General features: G+C 69.3%; 13 protein-coding genes. 5 read left to right on the top strand and 8 right to left on the bottom strand.

Going from position 1 to position 15,877, the window contains the following annotated elements; all coding sequences use genetic code 11:
* Positions 1-3 precede the first annotated feature (3 nt).
* From AB0D27_RS02855 to AB0D27_RS02835, 5 genes are all read right to left on the bottom strand, one after another.
* A complete protein-coding gene (locus AB0D27_RS02855; RefSeq protein ID WP_362501297.1) occupies positions 4-2,943 on the bottom strand; it encodes a Z1 domain-containing protein in 2,940 nt (979 codons plus the stop codon).
* A 31-nt stretch (positions 2,944-2,974) separates the two neighbouring features.
* Positions 2,975-4,516, bottom strand: a complete 1,542-nt coding sequence (locus AB0D27_RS02850; protein WP_362501295.1) for an ATP-binding protein — start codon at positions 4,514-4,516, stop codon at positions 2,975-2,977.
* A gap of 294 nt (positions 4,517-4,810) precedes the next feature.
* A complete protein-coding gene (locus tag AB0D27_RS02845; protein WP_362501293.1) occupies positions 4,811-5,827 on the bottom strand; it encodes an SEC-C domain-containing protein in 1,017 nt (338 codons plus the stop codon).
* A gap of 63 nt (positions 5,828-5,890) precedes the next feature.
* Positions 5,891-7,366: a beta-1,6-galactanase gene (locus AB0D27_RS02840; RefSeq protein WP_362501291.1), complete on the bottom strand. Its 1,476-nt coding sequence runs from the start codon at positions 7,364-7,366 to the stop codon at positions 5,891-5,893.
* A 330-nt stretch (positions 7,367-7,696) separates the two neighbouring features.
* Positions 7,697-8,134: a DUF3592 domain-containing protein gene (locus AB0D27_RS02835; RefSeq protein ID WP_362501289.1), complete on the bottom strand. Its 438-nt coding sequence runs from the start codon at positions 8,132-8,134 to the stop codon at positions 7,697-7,699.
* 75 nt (positions 8,135-8,209) lie between these two features.
* On the opposite strand from AB0D27_RS02835, the gene AB0D27_RS02830 reads away from it, so the two are divergent.
* Positions 8,210-8,983: a class E sortase gene (locus AB0D27_RS02830; RefSeq protein WP_362501287.1), complete on the top strand. Its 774-nt coding sequence runs from the start codon at positions 8,210-8,212 to the stop codon at positions 8,981-8,983.
* Positions 8,984-9,173: 190 nt separating this feature from the next.
* Here AB0D27_RS02830 and AB0D27_RS02825 read toward each other — a convergent pair whose 3' ends face one another.
* Positions 9,174-10,574 (bottom strand): MFS transporter, encoded by a 1,401-nt coding sequence (locus AB0D27_RS02825; RefSeq protein ID WP_362501285.1) that lies wholly within the window; start codon positions 10,572-10,574, stop codon positions 9,174-9,176.
* A gap of 114 nt (positions 10,575-10,688) precedes the next feature.
* Here AB0D27_RS02825 and AB0D27_RS02820 point away from each other — a divergent pair, with 114 nt between their 5' ends.
* From AB0D27_RS02820 to AB0D27_RS02810, 3 genes are all read left to right on the top strand, one after another.
* Entirely contained in the window at positions 10,689-11,264 is a 576-nt protein-coding gene (locus AB0D27_RS02820; RefSeq protein ID WP_362501283.1) for a helix-turn-helix domain-containing protein, read from the top strand.
* Positions 11,257-11,397, top strand: a complete 141-nt coding sequence (locus AB0D27_RS02815) for a DUF6412 domain-containing protein (protein ID WP_362501425.1) — start codon at positions 11,257-11,259, stop codon at positions 11,395-11,397. The genes AB0D27_RS02820 and AB0D27_RS02815 overlap by 8 nt, the downstream gene beginning before the upstream one ends.
* 306 nt (positions 11,398-11,703) lie before the next feature.
* Complete coding sequence (locus AB0D27_RS02810; protein ID WP_362501281.1) at positions 11,704-12,561, top strand: fumarylacetoacetate hydrolase family protein; 858 nt, start codon at positions 11,704-11,706, stop codon at positions 12,559-12,561.
* Between the two features lie 271 nt (positions 12,562-12,832).
* Here AB0D27_RS02810 and AB0D27_RS02805 read toward each other — a convergent pair whose 3' ends face one another.
* Together AB0D27_RS02805 and AB0D27_RS02800 are read right to left on the bottom strand one after the other, a co-directional pair.
* Positions 12,833-13,324: a heme-degrading domain-containing protein gene (locus AB0D27_RS02805; protein ID WP_362501279.1), complete on the bottom strand. Its 492-nt coding sequence runs from the start codon at positions 13,322-13,324 to the stop codon at positions 12,833-12,835.
* Entirely contained in the window at positions 13,321-14,406 is a 1,086-nt protein-coding gene (locus AB0D27_RS02800; RefSeq protein ID WP_362501277.1) for a Gfo/Idh/MocA family oxidoreductase, read from the bottom strand. Before AB0D27_RS02800 ends, AB0D27_RS02805 begins: the two co-directional genes overlap by 4 nt.
* Before the next feature lie 48 nt (positions 14,407-14,454).
* Here AB0D27_RS02800 and AB0D27_RS02795 point away from each other — a divergent pair, with 48 nt between their 5' ends.
* Positions 14,455-15,618, top strand: a complete 1,164-nt coding sequence (locus AB0D27_RS02795; RefSeq protein ID WP_362501275.1) for an ROK family transcriptional regulator — start codon at positions 14,455-14,457, stop codon at positions 15,616-15,618.
* The last annotated feature ends 259 nt before the right edge of the window (positions 15,619-15,877 follow it).

The following is a 15,877-nucleotide window of genomic DNA, read 5'->3' as shown; positions in this document are numbered from 1 at the left end:
GCCCTAGAGGGAATCGACGATAGCGGCGTCTGGACGACTTGAGTCCTTGGTGCGGAAGCGAACGAGCTGGCGCTTGGAATCGATGGCTGAGCGGGGAGGGATTACGGTGAAAGCCATGATGACCTGAGAGGTATCGGCCGAACCGCTGGCCGCGACGTCCTTGACCTCAGCGTCTTGTTCAGCGTCGACTACCGGGTACAGCAGCACCACTCCGCGATGCGGTCCCACATCCGGAACACCGGCCCCAGACTCTCCGGACTGGATCCCGTCGATCAACTGCTGTGCGTAGGCGCGGTGTTCCACACCCGAGATTCGGCCGAAGGAGACCTTGCCGGCCTGTCGGCTTCGCCGGAACAGAGAGAAGGGACCGTAGCCGAGTACAGATGCCTCGATGCGGTTGAGCGCAGTCCTGCGTGGTGCGATCACGAGCCAGTCATCAACCCTGGCTAGGCGGCCGTCGAGTTGAGAGAGATAGGTGAGGTGTGGAGCGAGGACGTTCCCGCCGTCCCACTCCAAAGAGCTCAGGACGCCCAGCAGCGTTGCATGCGATATCACTGTCGTGGCGGCTTGGAAGCTGCGTGGCAGCGGAGTCGTGCTGTCCGGCAGAAGACGGCATGTCGCTGCCCCGCAGCTAAGTGCCGCGAGTACAGGCCGCCAGCGCTCCGTGTTGAGTGCGGTGCTTTTGGGGTCCCGCGGGTAGGCGGCGGGTTCGATGGGCTTTCCCGGTGAACGCACCTCCACCAACTCCGCGTTGAACATCTTGTTCCGCGCCGACGGCTTCACCCAGGGTAGATGCTGTGCAACCAGTGGCGGAATCTGGGCAGGTGTCACTTGCGGGCGACCGTCCACCAGCGGTGCATATCGTGCGAGTTCCGAGCGGAAGAGCTCTTCGTCGCGACAGATGGCCTCGAACGCCTCGTACAGGTCGACTGTCTTCGTCTTCGTGAGTGGTTCCTCACGGCCGATGTACAAGCGGACGAGATCCCGGTAGCCAGGACGGAAACCGAACCACCGTCCCATCTGCATCAGTGTGTCCGCCTGCTGGGTCGTCCGGCGGTAGTACGTGACTGTCAGGCCTTCTACGGTGAATCCGCGGGACAGCTTTGTGCCACCGACGAGGATCTTCCACACGTTCGGGGTCCGGTCGAAGTCCAGGTCGATCTGGGAGAAGAAGCGGTCGGTGTCGCCGTTGACGACGATGACCGGGCCGCCGCCGGAGTTGATGAGCTGGCGGGCCCTGAAGACGTACGGCTTCAAGTCGGCATAGGAGGCGGGGGCGGGCAACCCGCCGTCAGCGTATTGCTGGAAGTCCGAGGAGAGGAGGGCCTTCAGCCGGGCATGGCCGTCCGCCCCGGTGTAGTCCGCCTGACTCCACATGGACTTGATCCGCCCCGCCAGTTCCGCGTGGTCGTTCGTTCGGACTGACTGGTGTACGAGCATCGTGTGGTGGCGGAACGGGCCTGCTGGTACGTCGTGGTCGGCACGATAGAGCTTGAGGGCGCCTGCGAGGACGAAAGCGTCCATGGCCTCCTGGAGGCGGTCGCCTGTGTCCTCGTAGATTCCGCGGATGTGAGTCTGCTCCGCGGTACCTTCAGGTTTGTCGAGGTCGTGAAAGTCCTGGACCCCCATGTAGCCGGAAGGGCGGGGGAGCGAAACCAGGAAGTCCCGGGGAAAGATGTCCTCGCCGTCGCCAGGATCGACGAAGACATTGGCGAAAGGCGTGGCTGTGTAGCCGACGTACTGCGCACGGGGAAGAATTTTCAAGAGGTCCGATATGAGACCGTTGATGGCCGTCCTGGAAACCTTTCCAGCTTCCCACTTCTTAGGGTCCGTGGTGTTTACGGAAGCCTGATCGGACTCGTCGTCGATGATCAGGGCCGGGATCTCCGTGAGGAGGGGACCGATCTTGCGCAAATCCTGGACCAGGTTGGACAGGACCGTCTTGTTCTTCTTCACGACCATGATGCGAGCCGCCGTGCGGTGCAGGTTCGCCGCGTCGTAGAGCGGGCGCGTGCGGTCGTGCTTCTCGAACTCCAGCGTCCGGATGCCGTTGAGAAGCCTGCGGTAGTCGTCGTCCCGGGTGGTGAGCCGCTCGATATCGAAGGCGCCGAGCAAGGAGGGGCGTCCGCCGTGGGAGACGAATTTGGCCGGCCAGTCCTCATCGTCCTGGTAGTCGATGCCTACGAGGGCGTCCAGGTCTGCTGAGTCAGCGCCGCGCAGGATGTTCTCCTGGCCGATCAGCTCCATGTCGAGACGGCGCTGGGTCTGCGCGCGGAGCAGGTTGAGAGTTCCACCGAGGACGATCACCAGGCGGTATCCCGCGTCGATGGCTTTGGCGGTCACGCCGGTGAAATTTGCGGTCTTTCCGGACTGGACATAGCCGACCACCAGCCCGCGGGTACCAAATGCTTCCTCGCGGGTCGGGTCCGAGAACCGTTCGACGACGCTGTGTGCGGCCTCGTCGAGGCTGGAGACTGCGGCGTCGGTCCAGCCCTTGCGCCGCAGGAGGCGTTCGTATGCGTTCCAGTAGAAGGAACGGGCTGCTGCGGTTTCCCGGGTGTACCAGGGATGGAAGTCTTTGCTGATGACGACCGCGCCCGGCTCCTTGAAAACAGGCACGGCAGAATCCAGGGCCTTGCGCAGATCAGCGCCGAAGCCGAGCCGCGTGTAAGCGTCGGCGCGCCGTTCATCCGTGCGCGCGGTGGCGCTGGACCAGGTGGCGTGCTCGTCCAAGTCCCAAGCTGTGAGGGTGCGATGCCATAGCGCCGTCAGTTCATCCCCGGCGGCAGCAGCCAGCAGACGGTCGCGGAAGCGGCCGAGGTCAGTGTCGGTGGGCTCGTGTTCCTCTGAGAGGACAAATGCAAGTTTGGCGAACGGTTTGGGCCCGCCACGGTGCATTGCGGCCAGGACGTCGACGTGGAGGTTGAGCAGGTGGTCAGTCACAGGGTGTCCAGTCGTTGTTCCGGTCGGCAGCTCAGCCGGTGGCGTCGTAGCGGGCCATCTCGCAGCTGGCTGCGGAGATCAGGACGCTGTTCCACAGCGCCATCTCGTCGTCGCGCTGGGCGCTGGAGCGGCCCATGCGGAAGTTCTTCTCAAGAACGAGGTAGAGCAGGCCCTTGAGGACGGGTGCATCGTTGGAACCTGCGTGCCGGTCGCCGTTGAAGGCCTGCCGGTATGCTTTGTTCAGGCGCACGACATGCTCGTCGCGGTCGATTCCGAAGAAGGCGTCGGGAGGCATGGACTCCCAGCGGAAGGTGATGGCGGCTTCGCCTTCCAGCTGCGGCAGTTCGTCGCGAAGTGTCCGCTTCAGTTTCGGGTCGATGCCCTTGCCGGGTGGGACGACTTCCGCGCGCTTGACCTCTGTGGAACGTCGAGAAGCCTCCCGGTAGACACTCTCGGCCTCCTGCAGATACGCGGCGAAGGTGTGGCCTGTGTCGTTACTGGCTTTCTCCAGACCGCGAGCGAATGCAGGCGTGACATTCACACCGTCCTTTTTGACGGTGAGGCTGAAGACATCGTTCGGGGCTGAGGGCAGATCGACGGCGATCCGGGCCAGGTTGTGGTGGGTCTCGGCGCTACGGGTTCCGTTCCAGCCGCCCGCCTGGACGAGCCTGTCGTGACGGTAGATGTAGAAACCCTGGCGTTCAGCGAGCGCCCCTATGCCCCGATAGGCGACGAGCGGCGACCTGGGCGGCCAGACGTGCGCGGTCAGCGTGACACCGCCGACGCCCTCGACGGGGGCGGTGTACGTCCGCGGGTAGCCTGCCCGGCCCGGGATGCGGTAGCCGAACGGGTCGATGGGCTCGACGCCACGATGGTCGAGCTCCTCGCGGGTGCGTACGTCCTCAACGACGATGTCGATGTGGAGGTCCCCGCGCCCGAGGAAGCGGTGCAGATAGAGGCCGAGGTGCGTTTCCAGCTTCTCGATCGCGTCATTGAGGAAGCGGTCTGTCTGGCCGGCTGTCACGGTCTCAAAGGCGCGTACGCCATCCCAGCGCACGATCGTGCCGTGCCATTCGATGACGCCGTCGTAGCGGTCCACCAGGTTCTGGCAGTAGCGGGCATCGACGATGTCGCAGCTGAAGTCGGCCTCTGCGGCTGCTGTACGCCAGCGGCGGCCGGCTGACGGGCTTCGCTTCGTACGGCTGATGACCGTGAGGGCTTCGGCATGCGAGAGCGAGGCGGCCTTCAACCCAGCGCCGAAGTGGCCGAGCGCCGAGTGCCCGTAGTCGGTGCGGCCTCCCACGGTCATCGCGACGTCCAGCTCGGCCTCGTTCATGCCGCCGCCATCGTCGACGACGAGCAGGCTGACCAGTTGCTCGCCATCACGCAGAAAGCTGACGACGACCTTGCTGGCGTCAGCGTCGATTGAGTTGTCGATCAGGTCGGCGATGGCCGCCTCGAAGCCATAGCCCTGGTGAGACAGGGACTGCACATAGCGCGCGGCAGGCGGGAGCCTCTTGCTTCCGCTGGTCGGGACTTCGTACTCCCAGCCGGCGGACGGAGCGTAAGACATCGGTGGCGGTAGCTCCCAGACACAGGACGGGACCTGTGGGGGAGGGCGGCCCGTCAACTCCTAATAGTTACGAATGACGGTACTGCAAGCAGCCGATACGGCGTCTGGTGGTTCGAGAAAAGTACGAGAACGTCCCAATCACGGTCGCGGGATACAGACTCAAGAGCCGCCCCGCTCGCGAAGTTCGTAGTCGGGTTGAATGATTTCTGGGTCCGCACCGGAAGCCCAAGGCCAGCCAGCCTGCCGCGAAGAGGTGGGGGATGGTCAGCCAAGGTTGGGTGGGCGCCGCCACGCCTAGGCGGGCGCCCCGTGACACCCCCCATAAACCCGCCCCGACCCGCACCAACAAGCCGCCCCCCGCTGCGGCGGCCAAGCCACCGCCCGCCCCCGGGCCGCCAGCGTCGTCGCGTACTGCGGCAGCAGGGTTCCGTCTGCCGGGGACGACGCCTCTGAGGCCGCGAAGGCCTCGTACGACGGGACCGTGCCCGTGACGATGCCCAGGTTCGGGGTGCCGGAGGCGGCCAGTTCGCGCAGGGAGGCCTCTATGGTCGCGAGGTGTTCGGCGTGGGAGGGGTACTCCGAGGTCAGCGACGGGTATGCGGCGAGCAGCTCGGCCAGTTCGTCCGTCGGCCAGTGGAGGACCGCTACCGGGAAGGGGCGGGAGAGGGCCTGCCGGTAGGTGCCGAGTTCCGCTCGGAGGCGGGAGATCTCCGCGGCCAGTTCCACGGGGTTGTTCGAGCCCAGGGACCACACCCGCTTGGGGTCGTGGAGTTCGTCCAGGGAGATCGGGGACGAGTGGAGGGTGTCGGCCAGGGTGTCCCAGCCGTCGTGCGAGGCGCCCAGCATGCGGCGGACGCGGTGGCGGCCGAAGAGGACGGGGTGGGTGGAGTACGGGGGCTCCGGCACGTCTGTCAGAAGGAGGGTGGCGGCCTGAGTGAAGGTTTCCTGCGCCGCTTCCAGCTCGTCGTGGGATTCCAGGGACTCCGCCACGATCACCCAGGGCGCCGGGTCGCTGGGCGCCTCCGCGCGGACTCCGTCGATGATCGCGCGGGCTTCCGCCTCGTGGCCGTACTCCCAGAGGTTCGACGCCTTCAGGGCTCGTACCAGATGGGGGTTCTCGAGGGGGCCGGCGGACGACAGCAGGCGGTCGTAGAGCGCTGTCGCGCCTGGGCGGTCGCCGGCCAGTTCCCGGTGGGCCGCGGCCTGCAGCAGCAGGTGTTCCGCGTCCTCCGGGTACAGGTCGGCGGTCCGCTCCAGGCGTGCCGCTTCCGCGTGGTGGTCGACGTACTCGGCAGACGTGTCGGGGCGCATGGGGGACACCGTACTGCCGCCGAACGACAAATAAGAGGGAGGTGCAGGCCAGAGGGGGGAGCCTCACACCACGACCCCGTCCACCTGCAAGGTCTGCACCGCCCCCGCCGCGAACGGCACGGCGATCGACTTGCCGCTCAGATACGTGTCCGAGTGGGCCGCGTACAGATCGCCGCCGCCCGAGGTGAGCGTGTTCCAGCGGGGGACCAGGCCGCTCGTGCCACCGGACACGGAGGTGAAGCGGGAGAGGTCGAAGGTGAGGGTCTGGGCGGAGGTGGACTTGTTGACCGCCGCGATCACCAGGCGTTTCGCCGTCGAGTCGTATGCCGCCGCCGCGTAGTCCACGCCCGTGTCGACGATCGTCATGCCGGGGCGGATGTGCCGGGTGAATTGGGCCATTACGTAATACTTCGTCTGGACTGCCCCGGGCGTCAGCGTGCTCGCGTCGTACGCGATCGTCGCCCAGCCCGATGACGGGTCCATGACCTGCCAGTAGACCCAGGCGGTCGGGTGCAGCCAACGGAAGTCCAGGCACAGGTTGCTCGCCAGGGTGAGGCCCGTGCCGTCGCTGTCGCCGTACTCGGAGTTCCACAGGCCCTTGCCGGCGGTGGTGACGGTGTCGGTGTAGAGGAGGTCGCGGCGCCCGCCCGAACCCTGGTAGCCGTGTACGTTGACGCGGTTGACCAGGGACTTCGTCGTCGAGCTGAACGAGTTCCAGGTCGTACGGGCGAGGTCGTAGCTCGTCTCGTCCGAGGCCGAGATCTTCGTACTCGTCAAGCCGCGCTTGTCCAACTCGCTGCGCAGGTACGGGAGTACGGCCGACTGGACCGAAGAGTCCATGTGGCAGCCCTCCTGGGTGCCGGTGGACGTCCACCAGCTGGAGGAGGGCTCGTTGAAGGCCTCCACCGTCGCGAAGTTCACGCCCCAGTTGTTCTTCGCGTACAGCGCCACCGCCGCCAGGTGCGAGGCGTGCTGGCGGTAGTTCCAGGACTGGAGGTTGTTGCCGCCGCCGGAGGCTCCTGACGGGTTGTGGTTCAGGCACATCCACCACATCGGGGAGTTGGCGAACAGCTCGCTCGTCGCGCCCCGCGCGGTGGCTTTGACGAGCGCGGCGCGCTGGGTGGCGTCCGCCGTCCACTTCCACGCGGAGGACGTCGGGTCCTCGTTGTTCCAGTCCTGCCAGTAGCCCTCGATCTGCTTGAAGGAGGGGATGTTGGCGGAGGCGACCATCGACGCGCCGCTCACGGTGTTCCAGCTGCACGCGCCCAGGTTGTAGCGGGCGATGTTCAGGCCGAGGCCTGGGAGCGAAGTGCCGTTGTACGTCGTTGACTTGGTGGTGAAGAAGAGGTCGGCGAAGTCGTCCCGGGCGCCGAAGACGTTGGCCCACCACGCCAGCGATGTGCCCCAGCCCTCCCATTTCCCGTACGTCGTCGCGGGGTTGACGGCGATCGTCGCGTCCGCGCGTGCGGTGCCCGTCGCCAGGGCGCTGCCCAGGACCGTACCGCCCGCGGCGGCCAGCAGTGTTCTGCGTCGGATCATGGCTTCTCCGTCCCGCCCGGCCGCCGGTCGTCCAACCGTCGCCGCGCGTCCACTCAACGACCGGTCGTCCTCCGGGCGTTGACCTGTCCCGCTGATGCCATCAGGAAGCATCGGGTGTGGCAGGTGGGGTTGTCGAGGGGTGTGACAGCGCTTTCCGCTAATTCTTCCAATGGTTATGAGAAGGGGGAGAGTAAGGGGGCGCGCACGGGCGCCCGGTCACTCGCGCGGATGGCCGCTCGGCCGGACATCCGTACGCCGTGCCGTCGGCCGGCCACAACCGGCGGGCGGCCGGGCCGGGCGGCGCAGTCACCGCCCTGGTACGGCCGCCATCTAGTAGCGGTATCGCGGCGGCAGGAGCGTCGCTATCCGGATCAGCACCGCCGTCAGCGCCCCGGCCCACAGCAGCACTCCCAGCCACACGCCGAACACCGCCGTCCGGTAGCGCTCCGGCGAGTCCAGGGCCACCGTGTCGGGGGCGCCGGGCGTGCACAGGAGGTGGACGCGACTGCCTTCCGGAAGGGCGTGGGCGCCCACCGCGTCGGGCACGGCGCGTTCGTACTCGCCGCCGTCCTCGTCGGTCCAGCGGACCACCGGGTGCAGTGCCGCGTAGGTCCCCTCCCTGGACGCGATGTGACCCGTCACGATCCCGTCGACGCGGCGGGCCATGCGGCGCAGGAGATGTTCGGTGATCGCCGTCCTGGCCTGATGGCCGGTGACGGCGAGGCCACCGAGGAAGGGGATCAGGGCGAGGAACCAGTACGCGCTCATGATCGGGGAGCATATGGGGCTGGTGAGTTGAGGAGACAGCCCTTATCGTGCGGCCCCGGCCAAGGAGGCTTACGCATGCGAGTTCGCGTGGTGCAGCACAGCACTCGGCGGCGACACGCTCTGCGCCGGCGCACCCTGTGGACCGGCGGCGAACTCCTCGTGACCGTCGGGGTGGTGCTCCTGCTGCTCGTCGTCGATCAGCTGTGGTGGACCAACCGGCAGGCCCAGCACAGCGCCGAGCGCAAGGTGCGGGCTCTGGAAAGGGAGTGGGGGACGAGTAAAACCGCGGATCCTGCAGCCGCGGGCACCAAAGAGGGTGACAGCACCGGTGCCGTGCGGAAACACTCCTCGCGGCGGCGGTCAAGTCGGGCAACCGTCAACAGCCCGCGGCCCCGTTGGTCCCAGGCCTACGCCATCCTCGCCATACCCCGGCTCTCCCTCCGCGTCCCCGTCGCCGAAGGCGTCAGCAAGCAGGACGTCCTCAACAAGGGGTACGTCGGCCACTACAAGGGCACCCAACAGCCGGGCCAGGCAGGGAACTTCGCGCTCGCCGGGCATCGGAACACCCACGGTGAACCGTTCCGCTACCTCCCCAGGCTCCAGCGCGGCGACACGATCACCGTGGAGACCAAGACCGCGCTCTACACGTACGTCGTCGACAAGAGTCTTCCGCAGACCTCGGCTCGGGACAGCGGAGTCATCCGCGGCGTGCCGCGCAGCACCGTCCATTCCTCGTACGGGTACAGCGAGCCCGGGTACTACATCACCCTCACCACCTGCACCCCCGAGTACACGTCCAAGTACCGGATGGCGGTGTGGGGCAAGCTGCGGTCCATGCGGCCTCGCTAGGCCGTCTTTTTGGAGCGATCTGCCGCAGCAGGTCTCGCGGCAGGGACTCGCGCCATGAACAGCCTCGTGACGATGGTGTGGCAGCCACGGAACGGTCGGCGAAGTAGACGGGCTGAAGGTTTTCCCCGGTTTCGGTTTCGGTTTCGGCGAGGTAGAGGAGTTGAAAGGTTGCCCCTGGCCGGCGAGGTGGTCAGCCCCGCTCTCGAAGCGCCAGCACACTCACCGCCGCCAACCCCGCCAGCCCCGCCGAGACCCCGATCGCGATGTCCGCGCCGTGCGCGAGCCCACCCGTGGAGGTCACCAGGGCGATCGTCAGGGCGACCCCCGCGCAGGAACCGATGTAGCGGAACGTCTGCTGTGCCCCCGAGCCCATCGCGGCGCGTGCCGTGGGTACCGACTCCACCGCGAGCAGCGGCAGCGCGGCGTTGAGGAGGCCGCTGCCCACCCCGGAGACCACGAAGCCGGGGAGCAGACGCGTCCAGGAACCGGCGTCGAGTGCGCCGAGCATCGTCAGGACGCCGGCCGCGTGCAGCGCGAAGCCGAGCGCGAGCTGGTGGCGCGGTGAGACCCGGCCCGCGAGGCGCCGGGCCTGCAGCGCGACCGCGAAGGAGAGGCCGGACCAGAGCAGGAGCAGCCACGCGGTGTCCATCGCGGACAGCCCGAGCGTCCGCTGGAGCAGCGCCGGCAGGAAGCTGAACAGGCCGATCACCGCGAGGCCCGTGAACAGTCCGCCGGCGGAGGAGGCGAGGAAGCGGCGGTGGCGGAGCAGCCCGAGGTCGATCATGGGCGTACGGCTGCGGCGCTCGACGACGACGAACACGGCCGTCAGGACGAGGAACGCGGCCAGCAGGAGGCCCACCGGTGCGCGCAGCCAGCCGTCGCGGCCCAGGGTCAGCGCGGCCACCAGGGCCACCAGCGCGAGCCCGAACGTCAGCGCGCCCGCCAGGTCGGGTCGGCCGCCCCGGGGCGCGCGGGACTCCGTGAGGGCGCGGGTCCCCAGCAGCGCCACGACCAGCGCGGCGGCGCCCAGGACGGCGTACGCCACCCGCCAGTCCAGTGTCGAGGCGATGCCGCCCGCGAGCAGCGGGCCCGCCGCGATGCCGCCGCTGACGAAGGCGCCCCACACGCCGGTCGCGTGCAGCCGTCCGCGCGGGCTGGGGAAGGCGTGCACGATCAGCCCCAGGCCGCTGGCGAGGATCGCCGCGCTCGCCGCGCCCTGAGCGATACGGGTCAGCGTGAACAGCCAGGTCGAGTTCGCGAGCGCGCCCAGGGCCGTCGTGATGCCGAGCGCGACCGTGCCGGACAGGAAGATCCGACGGCGGCCGTAGTCGTCCGCGAGGCTGCCCGCGACCAGGAGCAGCGCGGCCAGGCCCAGCGGGGTGCCGTTGAGGAGCCATGCCTGGGCGGAGACCGAGGTGTGCAGCGCGGCGGCCGTGTCGGGGAGCGTGACCATCGGCGCCGTGTACGTCATCAGGGCCACGGCGGTGGCGGCGCTGGTGAGGGCGAGAGTGCGGGTCGGGGCGGCGTGCGCGGTTTCGGGCACCGGAGGCGCCGCGGAGGTCGTCACGGTGGTGCGGTCGAGCCGGTTCATGGCGCGCCCCTTCGAGATCCGTCGGTTCGTTCATTGAACCTGCTGTTGCTCCTACCGTAACACCATGGGTTCGTTCACTGAACCAAGTCGTCGGAAAGTGGCTACAGTGGGGGTATGGCACTGGGCAAGGACTATGCGACGCAGGAGTGCTCGATCGCCCGCGCGCTCGAGGTGGTCGGTGAGCGCTGGACGCTCCTGGTCGTCCGCGACGCGCTCTACGGCGTACGGCGCTACAACGACTTCCTTGTGCACCTCGGTATCCCGCGCGCCGTCCTCGCGGCCCGCCTCCAGACGCTCACCGCCGAGGGCATCCTCGAAAAGCGCCGTTACCAGGACTCACCGCCGCGCGACGAGTACGTCCTCACCGACCGCGGCATCGCGCTGTGGCCGACGCTGCGCTCGCTCGGACTGTGGGGCCGCGAGCACTTCTCGGAGACGCAGCTGCGCTACTTCCGCCACGCGGTCTGCGGCACGGAAGTCGGCCCGTACGGCGAATGCGCCGCCTGCGGAACCGTCGTACCCGTCACGGACGTCGAAATGATGCCGGGACCCGGACTCGACCCGGCCCCGACGAATCCAGTCAGCCGCGCCCTGCTCAAGCCGAAGCGGCTGCTCGAGCCGATCGAGACGGACTCCGGAAAGCCGACTGAGACGGATTCCGTGAAGCCGGTCGAAACGGAGCCTGTATAGCCGGGGCGGTCGAGACGGAGCCTGCATAAAAGCAGGACTTGTACGCGCGAGGCGTCGACGAGCATGTGTTCCCGACGCGGCGGGGCGCAGGCGTCCCCGAGCGCCGGGGCGTGCCCTCCCGACGGCCGCGTAGGGCACATCTCCTTCTGTCTGTAGAGACCCACGCGGGTCGTCGCGCCGGCACTCACCATCCCGGCACGACGAGAGGCGCGGGAGGGCTCACCCATGTCCACGTTCACGTCCGTTTTCGCGAGCCTGGTCGGCCGGCTCCCGAGGCCTTGCGGAATGCGGTGCTGTATCGCTGAGGGGCCCGGCGGCCGCAGTCCAGTCCAGTCCGTGAACGGGTGTTGCGGACTGGACGCTCAGCTTGGAGGATCGACCAGTCCTCCGATGGCTGCACCCATCGGTCGACGGTCCGCGATCGAAGGAGATTGTGATCATGAAGCTTCTGCGAGTCGGTACGGCAGGTTCGGAGCGGCCCGCGCTGCTCGATGCCGAGGGGACGCTCCGGGATCTGTCGGGCATCGTCCCGGACATCGACGGGGCGCTGCTCGCCGACGACGTGGCGCTCGGCCGGATCCGTTCCGCCGCCGAGGCCGGGGAGCTGCCGGCGCTGGACGCGACCGGGCTGCGCGTCGGGCCGCCGCTGGCCCGCATCGGCAAGGTCGTGTGCATCGGGCTGAACTACCACGACCACGCCCGCGAGACCGGCGCCGAGCCGCCCGCCGAGCCGGTGATCTTCTTCAAGGCGGCGGACACGGTGATCGGCCCGAACGACACGGTGCTCGTGCCGCGCGGTTCGGTGAAGACCGACTGGGAGGTCGAGCTGGCGGTCGTCATCGGACGTACCGCCCGCTACCTGTCCTCGCACGAGGAGGCGCTCGCACATGTCGCCGGGTACGCGGTGGCGCACGACGTCTCCGAGCGCGAGTTCCAGATCGAGCGCGGCGGCACCTGGGACAAGGGCAAGAACTGCGAGACCTTCAACCCCCTGGGTCCCTGGCTGGTGACCGCGGACGAGGTCCCGGACCCGCAGAACCTGGCGCTGAGGCTCTGGGTCAACGGCGAGCTCAAGCAGGACGGCACGACGGCCGAGCAGATCTTCTCGGTCGCCGAAGTGGTCCGCTACGTAAGCCAGTTCATGACCCTGTACCCGGGCGACGTCATCAACACCGGTACGCCGGCCGGGGTGGCGCTGGGCCAGCCCGAGCCGAAGCCGTTCCTGCGGGCCGGGGATGTCGTGGAGCTGGAGGTCGAGGGGCTGGGGCGGCAGCGGCAGGAACTCAAGGACGCGTAGGCGCTCCGCCGGGGGCGCCGGGAACTGCCCGTTGTTTGTGCGTGAGCTGCGGGTTCGGTGTGGCTGATTACGCCCGCGCGGCTGGTCGCGCCCGCGCGGCGGAGCCGCGTGATGTCACGGCCCTGCGCCCCTTGCGGCCCTCTGCGCCCGTGGCCCTGGGCGCCTTGCGGCCCTCTGCGCCCGTGGCCCTGCGCGCCTGCGCACCTTGCGGGCCTGCGCGCCCGCGGCCCCGCGCCCCTTACCGCCCTGCGGCGCCCGAGGCCCAGCGCCCCTACGAGGCCGCCATGAATTGTTCCAGCGCCTCCACCACCAGGCGGTGGTCCTGGAGCTGGGGCAGGCCCGATACCGTCACTGCGCCGATGACCCCCGCGCCCTCGACGGTGATCGGGAACGAGCCGCCGTGGGCCGCGTAGGTGTCGGGGTCGAGGCGGGAGGACTCCTCGAACGTCGTGCCCTTGGCGCGGAAGCGGGTGCCCACCAGGTAGGACGAGCTGCCGTAGCGCTCCACCACCCGGCGCTTGCGGTCGATCCACGCGTCGTTGTCCGGGGTCGAACCGGGCAGCGCCGCGTGGAAGAGCTGCTGGCCGGCGCGGCGGATGTCGATCGCGACGGGGGCCTGCCGCTCCCGGGCCAGCTCCACCAGCAGCGTGCCCAGGGCCCACGCGTCGTCGAAGGTGAACTGACGCAGTACCAGACGGCGTTCCTGGGCTTCGAGTTCCTCGACCGACGGGGTGATCTCCGGGGTGATCTTCGGGATGCTCACAGCGCCACCGCCACACCGTCGCGGGCCGAACGCCGGGCCGCTTCCAGGACGTCGAGGGCGGCAGCCGCCTCGAGCGCGGTGACCGGGTTCTCGCCGGTGCCCCGGAGCGCGTCCGCCACGGCCGCGTAGTACGCCGGATACGCGCCCGGCAGCGTCGGTACGGGGCGGCCACCGCCGGTCAGCGGGGACTCGCCGGAGCCGATGCGGCCCCACAGCGACTCGGGTTCCAGGCCCCAGTCCGTTCCGTCGCCGGGCCGCTTGCCCTCGCGCAGGGCGGCCTCCTGCGGGTCGAGACCGTACTTCACGTAGCCGGCCGCCGAGCCCAGCACCCGGAAGCGGGGGCCGAGTTGGGCCGTGGTCGCGGAGACGTAGAGGTGGGAGCGCACCCCATTCGTGTGCGTGATCGCGATGAAGGTGTCGTCGTCGGTCCGGGCGCCCGGGCGGCGGATGTCCGCCTCCGCGTACACGGACGCGGCCGGGCCGAACAGGACCAGCGCCTGGTCGACGACATGGCTGCCGAGGTCGTAGAGGAGACCTCCGATCTCTGCCGGGTCGCCGGACTCACGCCAGCCTCCCTTGGGCTGCGGGCGCCAGCGCTCGAAACGGGACTCGAAGCGCCATACGTCGCCCAACTCGCCCTCGCCGCAGAGCTTGCGCAGGGTCAGGAAGTCGTTGTCCCAGCGGCGGTTCTGGAAGACGGAGAGGAGAAGTCCGCGTTCGTCGGCCAGCGCCGCCAGCTCGCGGGCCTCGGCCGCCGTACCGGCGAGGGGCTTGTCCACGACCACGGGCAGGCCGGCCTTCAGGGCGGCCGTCGCGAGCGGGACATGGGTCTTGTTCGGGGACGCGATGACGATCAGGTCCAGTTCGTCGGCGCGCGCCCACAGTTCGTCGGGCGTGGCGGCGAACCGGAGGGCGTCGCCGAACTCGGCGCGGGCCTGCTCCTGCCGCTCCGGGCTGGACGTGACGACCGTGTCGAGGGTCAGTCCGTCGGTCGCGGCGATCAGCGGGGCGTGAAAGACGGAGCCCGCGAGGCCGTAGCCGACGAGGCCCACGCGGAGGGGGGTACCAGTCATGCCTGTCATGGGTCCCACTTTCGCAACGCTGTTGCCAAAGTGCAAGCGCGGGAGACAATGGGTGGCGTGAACAGGACCAATGTGGGCGGGGCCGGAGGGCCGGGGAGCGCCGAGAGCTCGGGAGCCGCCGGAAATGCCGGGCCGGCCGGGGTGAACCTCCTCACCCTGCGCAGTCACAATGCCGCGCTGGTGCTCGATCTGCTGCGTACGGCGGGCGCGGAGGGCATCAGCCGGCTCGAACTCGCCGAGCGGACCGGGCTGACCCCGCAGGCCGTCAGCAAGATCACGGCCCGGCTGCGGACGGACGGCCTCGCGGCGGAGGCGGGTCGCCGCGCCTCCACGGGAGGCAAGCCTCGTACGGTGCTGCGCCTCGTCCCCGAGGCCGGCCACGCGGTCGGGCTCCACCTCGACCGGGACGAGCTGACGGCCGTCCTCTGCGATCTCACCGGGGCCGTGGTCGCGCAGCGGCGGGCGCCGCTGGATCTGGGGGCCGGGGCCGACGCGGTCGTCGAGGCGGCGGCCGGGGAGGTGTCGGCTCTCGTGGAGCGGGTGTCCGTGCTGGGCGTGGGGGTCGCGCTGCCCGGGCCTCTCGATCACGCCCGGGGGGTCCTGCACCGGGTCACCGGGTTTCCGGAGTGGGACGGGTTTCCGCTGCGCGACGCGCTGGCGCAGCGGTTGGGGGTGCCGGTGGTCGTGGACAAGGACACGAACGCGGCCGCGCTGGGAGTCGCGGTGGGCGGTGCGTCGTCCGCCCGGAGCGTCGGCGGGTCCTTCGCCTATCTGCATCTCGGTACGGGGCTGGGGGCCGGGCTGGTGATCGGTGGGACCGTGCATCGGGGGGCTCGCACCGGGGCGGGGGAGTTCGGGCATCAGGTGATCCAGCTGGACGGGCCGGTGTGCGGGTGCGGTAACCGGGGGTGCGTTGAGGTGCTGTGTCTGGAGGCGGTGCGGCGGGGGGACGTGGGGGAGGCGGCGCGGGTGCTGGGGGTGGGCGCGGGGAATCTGGTGGGGCTGCTGGACATCGATCTCGTGCTGCTGGGTGGGCGTACCGTCGCCGCCCACGAGGAGACGTTCGTACGAGGGGTCGGTGCGGTGTTGGCCGGGCGGGCCCGGAGGGAGGGGGCGGACTCGGCGGTGCCGGTGCGGGTTGCTCCCGGTGGGGCGCGCGGGGTCGCGGAGGGGGCGGCGCAGTTGATGCTGGCGCCGTTGTTCGGGCTTTAGCCCGTCCGGCGTTTGAGCACGAGCGCGGAGCGCGAAAGGGAGGGTCTGGGGGCGGAGCCCCCAGGGACGATCGAGGTCCCCCGACTCGAGCGAAGCCGAGAGTGGGGAAGGGGGGTAGGGGCGGCGGGGGCGAAACCTCCACGCCCACCACGGCGGGCCCGTGGTCGTCCGCCGTGCGGGGGGAATTCGCGGCCGGACCGGGCGCGTAAGGCGTGGCGGGCCGCTGTCGGCGGCGAGGGCGTGGCACGGTCACGGGGCC

Source organism: Streptomyces sp. NPDC048415, from assembly GCF_040651675.1.
Classification (GTDB): Bacteria; Actinomycetota; Actinomycetes; order Streptomycetales; family Streptomycetaceae; genus Streptomyces.
Note: the sequence above shows the minus strand (reverse complement) of the source record. Positions and strands in the feature narration are given on the sequence as shown.

What these genes read in the sequence shown, in the direction of transcription:
- AB0D27_RS02795 (WP_362501275.1), top strand. Translation starts at nt 14,455, where the DNA reads ATGGGTGGCGTGAACAGGACCAATGTGGGCGGGGCCGGAGGGCCGGGG.
- AB0D27_RS02845 (WP_362501293.1), bottom strand. Translation starts at nt 5,827, where the DNA reads ATGCGCCCCGACACGTCTGCCGAGTACGTCGACCACCACGCGGAAGCG.
- AB0D27_RS02825 (WP_362501285.1), bottom strand. Translation starts at nt 10,574, where the DNA reads ATGAACCGGCTCGACCGCACCACCGTGACGACCTCCGCGGCGCCTCCG.
- AB0D27_RS02810 (WP_362501281.1), top strand. Translation starts at nt 11,704, where the DNA reads ATGAAGCTTCTGCGAGTCGGTACGGCAGGTTCGGAGCGGCCCGCGCTG.
- AB0D27_RS02800 (WP_362501277.1), bottom strand. Translation starts at nt 14,406, where the DNA reads ATGACAGGCATGACTGGTACCCCCCTCCGCGTGGGCCTCGTCGGCTAC.
- AB0D27_RS02840 (WP_362501291.1), bottom strand. Translation starts at nt 7,366, where the DNA reads ATGATCCGACGCAGAACACTGCTGGCCGCCGCGGGCGGTACGGTCCTG.
- AB0D27_RS02850 (WP_362501295.1), bottom strand. Translation starts at nt 4,516, where the DNA reads ATGTCTTACGCTCCGTCCGCCGGCTGGGAGTACGAAGTCCCGACCAGC.
- AB0D27_RS02820 (WP_362501283.1), top strand. Translation starts at nt 10,689, where the DNA reads ATGGCACTGGGCAAGGACTATGCGACGCAGGAGTGCTCGATCGCCCGC.
- AB0D27_RS02830 (WP_362501287.1), top strand. Translation starts at nt 8,210, where the DNA reads ATGCGAGTTCGCGTGGTGCAGCACAGCACTCGGCGGCGACACGCTCTG.
- AB0D27_RS02835 (WP_362501289.1), bottom strand. Translation starts at nt 8,134, where the DNA reads ATGAGCGCGTACTGGTTCCTCGCCCTGATCCCCTTCCTCGGTGGCCTC.